Origin of the sequence: Amycolatopsis sp. NPDC058986 (genome assembly GCF_042741125.1) — a bacterium.
Taxonomy (GTDB): Bacteria; Actinomycetota; Actinomycetes; order Mycobacteriales; family Pseudonocardiaceae; genus Amycolatopsis.
The window spans coordinates 49,780-62,497 of the sequence record NZ_JBHYJW010000059.1 but is presented as its reverse complement, the minus strand read 5'-3'; the positions used below and the strand labels follow the sequence as shown (position 1 = coordinate 62,497).

General features: G+C 70.7%; 12 protein-coding genes. 4 read left to right on the top strand and 8 right to left on the bottom strand.

Features of this window, described 5'->3' with window-relative positions; translation table 11 throughout:
• Positions 1 to 76: 76 nt before the first annotated feature.
• Positions 77 to 565 (top strand): redox-sensitive transcriptional activator SoxR, encoded by a 489-nt coding sequence (gene soxR / locus ACFW0G_RS36610; protein ID WP_378330079.1) that lies wholly within the window; start codon positions 77 to 79, stop codon positions 563 to 565.
• 12 nt (positions 566 to 577) lie between these two features.
• Here soxR and ACFW0G_RS36605 read toward each other — a convergent pair whose 3' ends face one another.
• From ACFW0G_RS36605 to ACFW0G_RS36595, 3 genes are all read right to left on the bottom strand, one after another.
• Positions 578 to 1,783, bottom strand: a complete 1,206-nt coding sequence (locus ACFW0G_RS36605; protein ID WP_378330078.1) for an alpha/beta hydrolase family protein — start codon at positions 1,781 to 1,783, stop codon at positions 578 to 580.
• Between the two features lie 23 nt (positions 1,784 to 1,806).
• Positions 1,807 to 2,388, bottom strand: coding sequence for a TetR/AcrR family transcriptional regulator (locus ACFW0G_RS36600; RefSeq protein ID WP_378330077.1), 582 nt, complete (start codon positions 2,386 to 2,388; stop codon positions 1,807 to 1,809).
• 147 nt (positions 2,389 to 2,535) lie between these two features.
• Positions 2,536 to 3,471 (bottom strand): AraC family transcriptional regulator, encoded by a 936-nt coding sequence (locus ACFW0G_RS36595; protein ID WP_378330076.1) that lies wholly within the window; start codon positions 3,469 to 3,471, stop codon positions 2,536 to 2,538.
• A gap of 116 nt (positions 3,472 to 3,587) precedes the next feature.
• Here ACFW0G_RS36595 and ACFW0G_RS36590 point away from each other — a divergent pair, with 116 nt between their 5' ends.
• Complete coding sequence (locus ACFW0G_RS36590) at positions 3,588 to 4,316, top strand: SDR family NAD(P)-dependent oxidoreductase (RefSeq protein WP_378330075.1); 729 nt, start codon at positions 3,588 to 3,590, stop codon at positions 4,314 to 4,316.
• A gap of 111 nt (positions 4,317 to 4,427) precedes the next feature.
• The gene (locus tag ACFW0G_RS36585; RefSeq protein ID WP_378330074.1) at positions 4,428 to 4,652 is read left to right on the top strand and encodes a three-helix bundle dimerization domain-containing protein; all 225 of its coding nucleotides are present in this window, start codon (positions 4,428 to 4,430) and stop codon (positions 4,650 to 4,652) included.
• On the opposite strand, the gene ACFW0G_RS36580 is transcribed toward ACFW0G_RS36585, so the two are convergent.
• From ACFW0G_RS36580 to ACFW0G_RS36570, 3 genes are all read right to left on the bottom strand, one after another.
• On the bottom strand, positions 4,649 to 5,392 hold the full coding sequence (locus ACFW0G_RS36580) for a dienelactone hydrolase family protein (protein ID WP_378330073.1): 744 nt from the start codon (positions 5,390 to 5,392) through the stop codon (positions 4,649 to 4,651). The genes ACFW0G_RS36585 and ACFW0G_RS36580 overlap by 4 nt on opposite strands.
• A 130-nt stretch (positions 5,393 to 5,522) precedes the next feature.
• The gene (locus tag ACFW0G_RS36575; protein WP_378330072.1) at positions 5,523 to 6,821 is read right to left on the bottom strand and encodes an SGNH/GDSL hydrolase family protein; all 1,299 of its coding nucleotides are present in this window, start codon (positions 6,819 to 6,821) and stop codon (positions 5,523 to 5,525) included.
• A 277-nt stretch (positions 6,822 to 7,098) separates the two neighbouring features.
• Positions 7,099 to 7,893 (bottom strand): hypothetical protein, encoded by a 795-nt coding sequence (locus tag ACFW0G_RS36570; RefSeq protein WP_378330071.1) that lies wholly within the window; start codon positions 7,891 to 7,893, stop codon positions 7,099 to 7,101.
• Positions 7,894 to 7,994: 101 nt separating this feature from the next.
• Here ACFW0G_RS36570 and ACFW0G_RS36565 point away from each other — a divergent pair, with 101 nt between their 5' ends.
• Positions 7,995 to 11,045 (top strand): tetratricopeptide repeat protein, encoded by a 3,051-nt coding sequence (locus ACFW0G_RS36565; protein WP_378330070.1) that lies wholly within the window; start codon positions 7,995 to 7,997, stop codon positions 11,043 to 11,045.
• A gap of 28 nt (positions 11,046 to 11,073) precedes the next feature.
• On the opposite strand, the gene ACFW0G_RS36560 is transcribed toward ACFW0G_RS36565, so the two are convergent.
• Together ACFW0G_RS36560 and ACFW0G_RS36555 are read right to left on the bottom strand one after the other, a co-directional pair.
• Positions 11,074 to 12,354: a helix-turn-helix domain-containing protein gene (locus ACFW0G_RS36560; protein ID WP_378330069.1), complete on the bottom strand. Its 1,281-nt coding sequence runs from the start codon at positions 12,352 to 12,354 to the stop codon at positions 11,074 to 11,076.
• A 100-nt stretch (positions 12,355 to 12,454) separates the two neighbouring features.
• Positions 12,455 to 12,631, bottom strand: a complete 177-nt coding sequence (locus tag ACFW0G_RS36555; protein WP_378330068.1) for a hypothetical protein — start codon at positions 12,629 to 12,631, stop codon at positions 12,455 to 12,457.
• Between the last annotated feature and the right edge of the window lie 87 nt (positions 12,632 to 12,718).

Below are 12,718 nucleotides of genomic sequence, written 5' to 3'. Positions count from 1 at the left end.
TCGGCGTACCCCGGCGACGGTAGTTTCGGTCATGCTAACGACCGTAGAACCTCAACAATTGTTAAGGTCAACGTCCATGAGGTCCGTGTCACAAGGCGAGGGTCCGCTGCCCGCGGAGCTGACCGTCGGCCAGCTCGCGCGCCGCAGCGGCGTTTCGGTGTCCGCACTGCATTTCTACGAACGTCAGGGCCTGATCACCAGCAGGCGCACCAGCGGCAACCAGCGTCGCTACCGGCGGGAGGCGCTGCGCCGGGTCGCGCTGGTCAAGATCGCCCACCACGTCGGCATCCCGCTGGCCGAGGTCCGCGACGCGCTGGAGCTGCTGCCGGAGAACCGGGTGCCGACCCGGCGCGACTGGGAACGGCTCGCCGAGCACTGGAACGCCCGGCTCACCGCGCGGATCCACCGGCTCACCCAGATCCGCGACCGGTTCACCGACTGCGTCGGCTGCGGCTGCCTGTCCATCGACCGGTGCCGGAGCGTCAATCCGGACGACGTGTTGGCGACCGAGGGCTGTGGCCCGCGACGGCTGCTCGAACCGGGCGTGCTGCCGATGGATCTTTGACGGGTTTCGTGGCTAGCCCGTCTTGGCGAGCGTGCGGCCGAAGAAGCCGGTGATCGCCTGCTCGTAGCGGGCGGGGTCGGAGTTCCACGACTCGACGTGTTCGGCGCCGGGGAACTCGTGGTACTCCACCGGCCACTGGTTTTTCCTTGCCGCTTCGACGAAATCGCGGTCCATCCGGACCGGCGCCTCACTGTCGGACGCACCGGCGAAGAGCAGCGTGGGCGGTTTGGTGGCCGGAGGACGGTTGATCAGGTCGAGCTGGTTCATGTCGACGCCGGTGCGCCACCGGATCACCTGGTTGATCAGCCAGGTCATCGGACCGGGCGCGCCGTTCTGGCGTGCGGTGAACTCGCCGACCATCGGCATGCTGAGCAACGGCGAGTCGAGCAGCGTCGCGGTGACCGTGGCGGCCAGGGGAGAACGGGCGAGGAACTGGCCGGCGATCTGCCCGCCCATCGAGCCGCCGTAGAGCACGATCTTCGAAGCGCCCTTGCCCTGCGCGTAGCGGACCGCCGATTCCACGTCCCGGTACTCGGACTCGCCGTAGTGCATCAGCCCGTCCGCGGAGGCGGGCGCCCCTTCGTCGTTCCGGTAGGTGATCGCGAGGACCGGCAGGCCGAGCCGATGGAGGATGGGCGTGGCCAGCATGGCGTTGCGCCGCCCGTTCTGGCCGTGCACGGCGATCACCCAGGTCGAAGCGGACGGCCCGGCGGCCGGGATGTACCAGGCGGGCGCGGGGCCGAGTTCCGTGGGCACCGAGACCTCGGAATAGTCCATCCCGTACGAGGTTTTCGGGTCGGTCATCATCACGCTGGTCACGTCGACCGTGGCGCCGGTCGACGGGGCGGGTCCGCCGAGGATCGGCCGTTCCACCGAACCCGGGGACTCGGCGATGATGTCGCCGACGGTCGCTTCCGTGCCGTCCCAGACCATCCGGAACGTTCCGTGCCGCCGGGTGTGTTTGCCGGGAGAGCCGATCACCACGCTCGTCCCGCCGCCGGTGTGCTTCACCGCGAGTACGACGTCGGAGTGGTCGGGGTGGGTGTAGTACTGGTGGTCGGGTTTCACGGCGGAGTCGCTGACCTGCCAGGCGAGTACGAACGCCCCGCCGACGACGAGCACCAGCAGCACCGCGATCGCTGTCAGCACGATCCGGCGCGTGCGGCGTTTCCGGCGGGGCTTCGGTGCGGTTTCTTCGCTGTTCTCGGTGGTGTCCATGGAAAATTCCCCCTTGGTGACGGCTATTTCCGGGTGCCGTCGAGAACCCGCTCCACGGTTCGTGCGCACAAGGCGCGGAAATCCTTCTCGCTCAGCCCTATCCGGCCACCGAGATAGAACTGGACCAGTCCCACGACCGGCATCGTGATGGCGAGCGTGACCTCGATGGCGTCGCCGGAGCGGAGCACTCCCTCGCGGATGGCCTGTTCGACGGCTTCGAGCACGGGGGAGAACGCGGGTGAGGCACCGTCCCGGAAGTCTTCCGGGAACCTGCGTGCCTCGTCGCGCCGGTCCGTCAGCAGAAACCGGTACAGATTCGGCTTGCCGAGCGCGAAATCGAGGAAATCGCGCATCAGGCCGTGAAGCCGGGTCTCGAAGTCGCCGGCCTCCGTGCGGTGTCCCCAGTCCTTACCGATTTCCGCGAAAGCGTCGTCGGCGACCTTGCGCAGCAATGCTTCGCGATTCGGGTAATGGCGATAGGTCGCCATCGCGGTCACCCCGGCCTCCGCCGCCACCCGGCGCATCGTCACGGCCTGCGCGCCCTCGTGCACCAGGATGGCCAACGCCACCGACGCGATTCTCTCAGCGGTTCCCGGTTCTCCCATGTCTACACCGTACACGTCGATGTCTACGCTGTACACACCCGTGCCATGGTCTGTCGCGAACGACGTACCACCCGTGATCAGAGACGGACTGTCTCCCGTCACGTGAGTTACGTGCTCAATCACGCGAGTGACGGGCCTTCAGAGCGCTCAATGCGGTTCGCGGCGCCAGGCCGACGGGTTCACGCCGCGAACGCGCTTGAACGCCACGCTGAAGGCGAACGCGTTCTCGTAGCCGACTTCGCGGGCCACGGTGGCGACGGTCGCCTCGGTGTCGCGCAGCAGGTCGGCTCCCAAGGTCATCCGCCAGCCGGTGAGGTAGGTGAGCGGGGGCTCGCCGACCAGTCCGGTGAAACGGGCCGAAAAGGCGGCCCGGGACATGCCGACCTTCGCGGCCAGCCCGGCGACCGTCCAAGGGTGGGCGGGGTCCGCGTGCAGGAGACGCAGTGCGTCGCCGATGGCGGGATCGGCCAGCGCCCGGTACCAGGCGGGCGAGGTCGCCTCCGACCGGGCGCACCACGCGCGCAAGGCCAGCACCAGTACGAGATCGAGCAACCGGTCGAGGACCGCGTCCTGACCGGGTTCGTCGTGCGCGATCTCGGCGGCGAGCAGGTCCAGAGCCGCCCGCGTCCGCGGCCCGGCGGGTACGACCGCCAGCGGCGGGAGCATGTTCAGCAGGCGGTCGCCCACGTCGCCGCGGAGTTCGTAGGCGCCGCGGAGCAGGACCGTCGCTCCCGGCAGACCGTCGCCGTAACTGCGGGGAGCGAGATTCTGGTTGGCGTGCACCACTTCCTCCCCGCCGATGAAGTACTTCCTGCCGCCGCGGACCTCGACCTCCGGCGGCGTGGCCGGGTCGTCGGCGACGGTGTAGCGGCCGGTTCCCCGGACGAGGGCGATGTCGCCCGCGGCCAGCCGGACCGGCTCGCCGCCGTCGAACCGGATCGACGCGTGGCCGCCGAGGGTGGCCACGACGGCGAGCGGCGGGGCGTCGGCGTAGGTGAGGGACCACGGCGGCCGCCGGATCAGCTGCCGGACCACGGCATTGCGGGCACGGGCGCGGTGCAGCAGGTCGCTCAGGACGTCCACAACGACCCACGCTAGACGACCGCAAAGGTATTCGCGACGTTCTCTTATGGATCGTCTTGGCATCGGGGAGTTGGCTGAAGCCCGGTTCTTCGTTGTCCCAGAACAGGAGTTGCTTCATGTCCCAGACGATCGCCGTGTTCGGTGCGGGTCCCGGTCTCGGTCAGGCCGTAGCCCGCCGGTACGGACAGGCGGGCTACGAGGTCGTCCTCGTCGCCCGCCGCCAGGAGCCCTTGGAGCGGTTCGCCGAGGAGCTGGCCGCCGACGGCATCACCGCCCACGTCGTCACCGGCGACCTGTCCGACAGCGACGCGGTCCCGGCGCTGGCCGAACGGATTCGCGCGAAAGCCGGTTCCCTCAACGCTTTCTACTACGGACCGGCGCCCGCGGATCCCGGCTTCGTCGCCGCCACCACCCTGCTCCCGGAGCAGGCGCGGGAGCTGATGCCCAAGACGCTCTACAGCTTGCTCGCCCTCGTTCAGGAGTTCCTCCCGGCCATGCTCGACCAGGGCAGTGGGGCGATCCTCAGCGCCCAGGGCGCGGCCGCCATGCGGGGGTTGCCCCGGATGAGCGGTTGGCCGCCCGCGCTGGCCGCGCAGCGGAACTACCTCCAGTCCCTCGCCGAGGAGGTCGCCGGCAAGGGGATCTACGTCGGCATGCTCTTCGTCGGCGCGCTCATCGTGGGAAGCGCCGCCGCGGAGCACCGGGTCGTCGAGGCCGCGGGACTGCCGGTACCCGAACAGCCCAGCGCCGATCCCGCCGACCTCGCCGAACTGCTCTGGACCATGCACCAGACCGGGAAACCGCGCGAAACCCTTGTCCCCGAAGGGTTCTTCGACGGTCTGTGAGGCCAGGACGCCCGCCCCGGGCCGAGTGTCCGGGGCGGGCGGGCCACTTGTGGCGCTCGGCCGGTGCCCCTATCGTTCGGCGGTGTCCGGTTCCGACTTCGGGGAGTCGCCATGTCCGCCGATCCTCCGCACCTGCCGCCGAGCGACGAAGCACTCGAAGAGCTGACCGATTCGCTGGCCGCGCGTTTCCCGGCAGGCCGGGACGAGGTCGCGGCGATCGTGCGCCGCACGTACGACGAGGTGAGCGCTGACGCCCCTGTCGACGCCTATCTCGTGCACCTGACCGAAGGCAAGGCCGCCGGGGAGCTCCGCGCCCGCTACCCGGCACACCACTAGTTCTTGACGCGTTCGAGCAGCGCGAACAGGTTCTCCCAGTGGCGCTGCTCGCCCGCCTCGTTGTACGCGGCGGTGTCGGACATGGTGTAGCCGTGGTCCGCGCCTTCGTAGATCTCCGAGCGGTAGGTGACTCCCGCTTCGTCCAGCGCGGCTTCGAGAACCTTGATCTGCTCGTCCGTGATCGAGTGGTCCTTGTCGGCGTGCCCGAAGTACACCTCGCCGGTGATGGCGCCGACCCGCAGGTGCGGGCTGTCGGGCTGATCGGTGACGAGGTTGCCGCCGTGGAAGCTCGCGATGGCCTTGACCCGCTCGGGGAGCCCCTCGATCACGCGCAGCGCGTTCGTGCCACCCATGCAGTACCCGGTGATCACGACCGGCTCGTCGGTGACGCCGTCCTGCGCGGTGAGGAAGTCGATGTACTTCTCCGCGTCCCTGGTGATCGTTTCACTGCCGAGCGCCTGGATCAGCGGCATGATCCGGCCGAACAGCTCGCCCCGCTTGTCCGGATCCGCGAGCGCGCTCATGTCGATCTCCTGCTTTCCGCCCCGATACAGGAGATTCGGGGCGAGCACGGCATATCCGGCAGCCGCGATCCGCTCCGCCATCTCCTCGATCCGCGGCCGCAGCCCGAACGCGTCCGGGAACAGCAGGACCCCGGGATGCGGCCCGCCGTCCGGTACGACCAGGTACGCGTCGGCGGTCCCGTCCGGCGCCGGGACATCCACCATCGTTTTGCGCATTTCGCCAGTACTCCCCATTGCTCGTCGGCAGTCTTCGAAGATCAGCCTAGTCCCGATCGGCTTGCCGGTGGGCGGGCGAACCAGGGCGCTCACCCGGCTCCTTCGATCCACAATGGACACCGGGCGCGGGTCATTCGTCGCGCGGTGGCAGGGACAGGCGGCCGGTGTCCACGGTGTCGGCCATGGCGCGCAGGCCGGTGTCGTTCGGGTGGACGTGGTCGCCGCTGTCGTAGACGGGGAGCAGCCGGTGCGGATCGGCGGGGTCGCGCAGCGCGGCGTCGAAGTCGATCACCCCGTCAAACGCCCCGGACCCGCGGATCCAGGCGTTGACCCGTTCCCGGATCTTCTCGTTGGCGGGGTCGAGTTTGCCGTTCGGCGTGATGGTGCCGCCGAAGATCGCGATCCGCCGTGCGTGTGCCTCGCGGACCAGGGTGTGGAGACCGGCGATGAGCTGTTCCGCGGTCAGTGGGCTGCCGGGATGTACGCCGTGTCCACCGCCGCCGAGGTCGTTCGTGCCTTCGAGGACGATCACGCTGCGGACGCCGGGCTGCGCGAGCGCGTCGCGGTCGAACCGGGCCAGTGCGTTGACGCCGAGATTGATCCTGCCCCCGCTGGCGAAACCGGCGTCGGTGAGGACGCGGTTGCCGCCGATACCCTCGTTGACCACGGTCAGCCGCTCGCGTGGGTGTCCGGCGGCGAGGCGGCGGGCGAGGACGTCCGGCCAGCGCCGGTTGGCGTCCTTGGTGGTCGCGCCGCCTTCGGTGATGGAATCGCCGAACGCGACGACCGTGCCGGTGGCCGAGGTGGTCGAGACGTCGAGGCCGGCCAGGAAGAACGCCGAGGTCGTGGTGTCGGGATAGGCGGTGGCCGCGTCCTCAGCGGCGTGATTCCCGGCGGTGGACAGGTAACTGGTCTGATTCGCCCAGCCGTGCCAGGTCGTGGGGCCGGTGGGGGTGGGAAGGTAGAGGCTGACCACGACGTCGGTGCCGGCCGCCACGCGGAGCGCGACGGGATCGCTGGTGGCCTGCCCGCCCGGCGGGATGGTGAGGTCCGGCTTGCCGTCGAAGGACACCGCGCGCCGGGTCCCCGGCACCGTGGCGGCGCCGTTCGCGCGGACCGCGACCACCGCCGACCCGATGTCCAGCGGCGTCGTTCCGTACACATTGGACAGTCTGATGCGGACGGTGCCGCCCCCGGCGCTGGTGTGGACCACCAGGCGCAGCGTCCGGTCGGCGAAGCCGGTCGCCGAGATCCCGGTGCTGCCCGGCGGTCCCATCGCGGCGGCCCAGCCGCCGACCCAGGTGCCGCGGCCGTGCGCCGCGGTCGCGGCCTCGTCCGCCGCGCCCGGCGGGCCGGTCAGGAACGCGGTGATCAGGCCGAGCAGGGCCACGGTCGCGGCAGGGCCGCGCAGTCGACGAATTCCGCGCATGGTGTCTCCTGAATCCCGGAGATACATCGGATGTCTAGTCCGGAAGACTACGAACTGACCCTAAGACCGTCAAGAGTCCAGCGGAGTGACCGGATTAGACATCCGATGAGTGCTCGGTGTGGTCTCGGTCGTCCGGGCGTTGCCGACGTCCCGTTCGACGGGAAACGGGAAACCCGTGGCCGACGGCATTCGCGCCCGGCACAGTCGAACCGTGCCCCGGAAAACCGGGGCCGCACCGAGAAAATCCGGGTCCGGAGGAGTGGTCATGCGCATAGTGCTAACCCCGAAGGCGATGTTCCGCATCGTGCTGTCGTCCGCGGTGATCGCGTGCCTCGTCGGTCTCGGACTCGGTACGCGCTCCCAGCCGGAACCCGCTCCGGCGCCGGGGCACGCCGCCATGGCGGCATTCGATCGACCGGTGTCCGGGTGACCCGGTTTCGAGCGCGGTGAACCCGGTGACCTGGCGGGGAAGATCGACGTCGCCGCTCCGGCCCGCCGCGACCACCGTGCTGGTGAGCGTGCTCGCGAAGGCGCGGACCGCTTCGCGCTGGCTCGCCTCGCCGGTGCTCAGGTACGCGCGGTGGGTGCCGATCCGGCCGATGGTGGCCCGGTCGGCGTCCCCGACGCCGAACGCGACGATTCTCGGCCGGGCGGGCCAGGCCCGGTCGGCGAGCCGGGCGTGGGCGGCGGGCCAGGCGTCCGCGTCGGTCGGCTGGCCGTCGGAGAGGAAGAACACCACGGGCCGGTAGACCACGCAGCATTCGGCCTGCAGCACCTCGACGTCACGCTGGATCGTCTCGCGCAGCAAGGAGAACACGACGCCGAAGTTCGTTTCCGTCCCGGTGCCCGGCCCTCGCCACGCGGGTTCGCCGTCCGGTGCGGAAAGCGGCGTCACGATCCGGGCCGTCCCGGAAAACCCGATCACGCAAAGGCGTGCGGTGCCCGCGACCACCGGATCGGTCAGCAACGCGCCGCGCAGCGCGCGCAGGCCGGTGCCGACGTCCTCCAGATGATCGGCCATCGAAGAGGATTCGTCACAGACCACGTAGCACGGCAGGATCCGATCCGGCATCCGATTCTCCTTCTCGTGGGGGGTGCCGCAGTTTCACACCGGCGCTTGGATCCGGCGTGGACCGGACCTTGACGCGCCGCTGGACGAGAGGTGGACCGAAGATGGACCGGGCCGATGCGCGCTCGGCGTCCGGCGGGCCGATGGGCTTGACTGGATCCCTGCTCACGACGTCCTGGGGAGGCGGTATGGAGGTGCTCCTGCTCGGCCCGTTCGAGCTCCGGTGCAACGGTGAGCCGGTCGACCTCGGTGATCCCCAGCAGCGGTACATCCTCGCCGTCCTCGTGCTGCACGCCAACCGCGCGGTGTCCACCGAACGGCTCATCGAGATCGTGTGGGCCGGGCAGGCCCGGCCGAAGACCAATCTCGTGCCCGGGTACATCGCCAAGCTGCGCAAGCTACTGCGCGACGGCGACGGCGGCGGCCAGGACGGCGGGATGGTCATCGACCGGACGCCGACGGGGTACGTGCTGCGGATCGACCCGCGGTGCATCGACGCCGTGCGGTTCGGCGAACTCTGGCAGGAGGCCGACGGCTGCGACGATCCCGCCCGGCGGCTCGCGCTGCTCACCGAGGCGGTCGGCCTCTGGCGCGGCCGGTACCTCGAGGATCTGGATCCCGATCGGGTCGGTGCCGCGGAGCTGATGTCCCCAGAGGAGGCGTTCCTCGACGCGCTGGGCGATCTGGCCGAACTGGAGCTCGCGCGGGGAAGACATCGCTGGGTCCGGGACCGGCTGCGGCCGGTGGTGCGCATGAACCGCACGCGGCATCGGCTGGCGGGGCTGCTGATGCGCGCGCTGGTGGCCAACGGCGACCGGGTCCCGGCGATGGAGGTCTACCACGAGACCAGGGCGGCGCTCGACGAGTTCGGTATGGAGGTCCCGACCGAACTGCGGCGGCTGGCCCGGTTCGCCCAGTTCGTCGAACCACCCGTCGCGCTGCCCGCGCCCTCGCACCGGTTCGGCGGCCGCGGGGACGAACTGGCGGTGATCGAGTCGCGGGTGCTGGCCGCGACGGCGGACCATCGCCCGGCGGCGGTGTGGATCAGCGGGATGCCCGGGGTCGGCAAGACGGCGCTGGCCGTCCAGGCCGCCCATCAGCTGCGCGAGAGGTTCCCGGACGGCCGCATTCTGGTGCAGCTGAACGGTTTCACGCCGCATGTCGCGCCGACACCGACGGCGGAGGCGCTCGGCACGCTGCTCGAAGGCCTCGGCGTGCCACCGGAACAGCATCCGCCCACGGTGAGCAGGCGGATCGCGCTGTACCAGTCCGCGCTCGCCGGTACGCGGAGCCTGGTGATCCTGGACAACGCGGCGTCGGAGGAGCAGGTCCGGAGCTTGCTTCCTGCCGCGCCCGGGTGCACCGCGCTGATCACCAGCCGCCAGGTCGGCGGTGTGGACGTCGCCGACGAAGTCCGCTTGCGTCCGTTGCGGCCGGAGGCCGCCGCGGCGTTGTTCGGTGATCTGGTCGGCGCGGAGCGGGTACGCGGGCGGCACGCGGTGGTCGACGAGATCGTCGCCCGGTGCGGATGTGTGCCGCTGTCGATCAGGATGGCGGCCGCGCAACTGCGGCTGCACCGGTCGTGGCCGGTCGAGCACCTGGCGCGGCTGCTGGAAGCGTCGAGCCCGTGGCGGGCCGGTGACGGGGCCGGTGCCGCGTGCGCCGTTTCCCATGCCCAGCTTCCGGAACCGCAGCGACTGCTCTTCCGGCTGATCGGACGGCTGCCCGGCGTCGACCTCGGGGTGTCCGCCGCGGCCGCGCTGATGGACCGGACGGTGTCCGAGGCCCGTGCCCTGCTCGAAGGACTGCACGGCGCGAGCCTGCTCGAAGAGGCCGAGCCCGAGCGCTATCTGATGCTCGACCCGCTCAGGGAATACGCCGCCGGTGTGCCGGATCCGGGGCCGCCCGGCGCGCGGGACGACGCGCTGGACCGGCTCCTGGACTTCTATCTGGTGAGCGTGGCCAACGCGGTGCGCGTCGCCTATCCCTTCGACCGTGACCGTCAGCCCGCGGTGAGCCGGGAAAGCCCGGTCGCGCTGACCTTCTCGGACTCGACGGCGGCGAGGGCCTGGCTCGCCGCGGAACGGACGAACCTGCTGGAGGCGATCAGATACGCGGCCGGGCACGATCGCCCGGAGCACACCTGGCAGCCCGCCGTCCTGCTCTGGCGGTGGTACTTCGCGGGCAGCCACGTGAACGAGTGGTCGGAAACCCTTGAGCTGGCGAGGAAAGCTCTTGAGAAGACCGGCGAGGACCGGCGTGGCCTGGCGTATGTGCTGCTGCGGTTGTCCGGTGCGCGACGGCAGGCCGGAGAACCGGCGCAGGCGCGCGAATTCGCCGAGAAGGCGCTTTCACTGTGGACCGGGCTGGGCGACGACCAGGGCCAGGCGAGCGCGTTGTGCGCGATCGCGGTCGTGACCATGGACCGCGGTGACGACCGGTCGGCCATCGCGTGTTTCGAGGCAGCGCTGGAAAAATACGAGACGAGCGGGGACGCCAGGGGCCAGGCGAACGCGCTGAGCAATCTCGGTCAGCTCAACGAGCTGTACGGCGATCTCGAACTCGCGGAGCGGCGGCATCTCGCGGCCGCGGCGCTCCTGAGGGAGCTGGGACACACCCAGGGGCTGGCCCACACGCTCGACAACCTCGGCGTGACGCGGCAGCGTCTGGGCAGGCCGGGCGAGGCGATGCGTGACCATCGCGAGGCCTATGAACTCGCGGTGGCGGTGGGAGATCGCTCCTGCGAGGCGTACGCGCTCAACAACCTCGGCGCGGTGCACCGGCTCACCGGGAAGCTCGACGAGGCGCTCGAATACCACGAACTGGCCAGGCGGGTGGCCGACGAGGCCCGCGAACCCGGGCTGCGGACCCAGCTGTACCTGGACCGCGCGGCGACCTACCTGGCGCGCGGGGAGCGGGACGAGGCGCGGAAGGCGTATTTCGCGGCGCTCGATCTGGCGCGCGGGACGGGGGACCGGGGCAGGCAGGCACACGCGCACCACGGCGCGGCGCGGGCGTTGCACGACGCCGGGGACCACCGCGTTGCCTTGGCGCACTGGCAATCCGCGCAGGCCGGGTTCGACGAGCTGGGGTGGAGCGAAGCCGAGCGGATCACGGACGAGCGCGCGAGGCTCACGTGTGCCTGTGCCGGATAGCGCACAGTCCTTTGCGGATGGAGCGGTGTCAGGCGCCGGAGCCCGGTTTCACCCGCAGCGCGGTGCCCAGTGCGAACCGCAGCTCACGGGCCGCGGGATGGGTGTGCCATCGGGCCAGGACCCTCGCCAGCTCGCGGAGATCGACGCGGACGGTCGCGGAGTCCACCCGCGCCGCGTCCGCCAGCACGGCCGGGGTCAGCTCGCAGGCGTGGTCGATTTCGCCGTTGCCCGCGTGGGCGAGCACCCGCCGGGCACTGAACCGGGCGCGGGCCCGCCGGGCGCCCTCGGCGATCCCGGGGATCTGCCGGTCCAGTGATTCGGCCGCCTCGGCCGGGCGGCCGAGGTCGTAGAGCGACCAGCCGTCGGCCAGCGCCACCTCGTCGCTGACGCTGGACGAGCCCAGCACCGGGACGGCCGGATCCTCCTCGGCCAGCAGTGCCGCCGCGCGGTCGAGTGCCTGCCGGTAGGCGCCGGGATCGCCGACCAGCGCGTGCCCCTGTGCCTCGCAGCGCGCCGCGAGACCGAGGATCCGCGGGCCAGCCGCCCGATCGGCCTGCGCCCGTGTCGCCAGCTCGATCGTCGTCAGGGGATCCTGGCGGTACATGGCGATCTCGGCCCGCCGGATCAGCGCGTAACTCGCGAAGTGCTTGTCCCCGCCCGCTTCGGCGAACGCGACCGCCCGATGCGTCCACCACAGCGCGGCGCGTTCGTCCCCGGCCTCCTGGCTCATCCAGCCGGCGTACTCGGCGGCCCGCGAAGCCAGGAGCAGCAGTTGCCGCCGCACGGGCTCGGGCTGGCTCGCCGCGGCCAGCGCGCGCAGGGTGTCGACGTGCGCGATGACCGGGCCGAGCACGGTGGCCGGGCTGCTCGTCGTGCCGAGCAGGCGGTACTGGGCGAACGTGGCGCGCAGACCGGCCAGCGTCGGCTCGTCGACGATCGCGCTCGCCCCGCCGGTCAGCGCGAATCCCGCCGCCGTGCCGACGCCGGTCAGCACCTCGCGGCGGGGGAACCGGTGAAACCGCCGCTCACCGTCGTCGCCCGGCACCATGACCCACACTTCGTCGTCCGCGCCGTCCTCGCCCGGCTCGCCGTCCGGCGGCTCGCCCTCGGCGACCATCGCGGAAAGGAATCCCGCGGTGCCGAAGAGGCTGTCACATCTTTTGGCGATATCGGCCGTCGGCGGTTTCAGGTCGTTTTCGATCTTGCTCAGATAACTCTTGCTGTAATTGATCTTCGCGGCGAGCTGGGCCAGTGAAAGACCGGATTCGTCGCGGATTCTCCGCAGATTCGCGCCGAACGAGCCGCCCAAGTCCGCCTCCCCGCGCTCGCGCCTGGTGTGAGTACAGCATCCGGCGGTGCGGAACGCAACGAACCGAGATCGCCCAGTGCGAGTGCCGGGGCGGCCGCCGTCAGTCGATCCAGGGATGGCCGTCCGGCGTGGCCGACGGTGGCACCGTGGTGGCCGGGCCGGTGTCCGCGACGAGGTACGTCGCCGGCGCGGCGGCGAAGACGGAGCCGCCGAGCACGGCGAGCATCGCCGTGGCGGTGAGGATTTTGGCCGTGGAAAGGAAAAGCGCCTTCGTCATGTGCACTCCTCGGAAGAACCGGATTGCCCGATGTGGTACCGGTGCTCCGAGGGTTCAATGCCGGGCCCGCCGCGACAATGTGGTGAC

Bases quoted from the DNA above. Each gene is read 5' to 3' on its own strand.
- soxR (WP_378330079.1), top strand. From the start codon at position 77: ATGAGGTCCGTGTCACAAGGCGAGGGTCCGCTGCCCGCGGAGCTGACC.
- ACFW0G_RS36605 (WP_378330078.1), bottom strand. From the start codon at position 1,783: ATGGACACCACCGAGAACAGCGAAGAAACCGCACCGAAGCCCCGCCGG.
- ACFW0G_RS36600 (WP_378330077.1), bottom strand. From the start codon at position 2,388: ATGGGAGAACCGGGAACCGCTGAGAGAATCGCGTCGGTGGCGTTGGCC.
- ACFW0G_RS36590 (WP_378330075.1), top strand. From the start codon at position 3,588: ATGTCCCAGACGATCGCCGTGTTCGGTGCGGGTCCCGGTCTCGGTCAG.
- ACFW0G_RS36585 (WP_378330074.1), top strand. From the start codon at position 4,428: ATGTCCGCCGATCCTCCGCACCTGCCGCCGAGCGACGAAGCACTCGAA.
- ACFW0G_RS36580 (WP_378330073.1), bottom strand. From the start codon at position 5,392: ATGCGCAAAACGATGGTGGATGTCCCGGCGCCGGACGGGACCGCCGAC.
- ACFW0G_RS36575 (WP_378330072.1), bottom strand. From the start codon at position 6,821: ATGCGCGGAATTCGTCGACTGCGCGGCCCTGCCGCGACCGTGGCCCTG.
- ACFW0G_RS36570 (WP_378330071.1), bottom strand. From the start codon at position 7,893: ATGCCGGATCGGATCCTGCCGTGCTACGTGGTCTGTGACGAATCCTCT.
- ACFW0G_RS36565 (WP_378330070.1), top strand. From the start codon at position 7,995: ATGGACCGGGCCGATGCGCGCTCGGCGTCCGGCGGGCCGATGGGCTTG.
- ACFW0G_RS36555 (WP_378330068.1), bottom strand. From the start codon at position 12,631: ATGACGAAGGCGCTTTTCCTTTCCACGGCCAAAATCCTCACCGCCACG.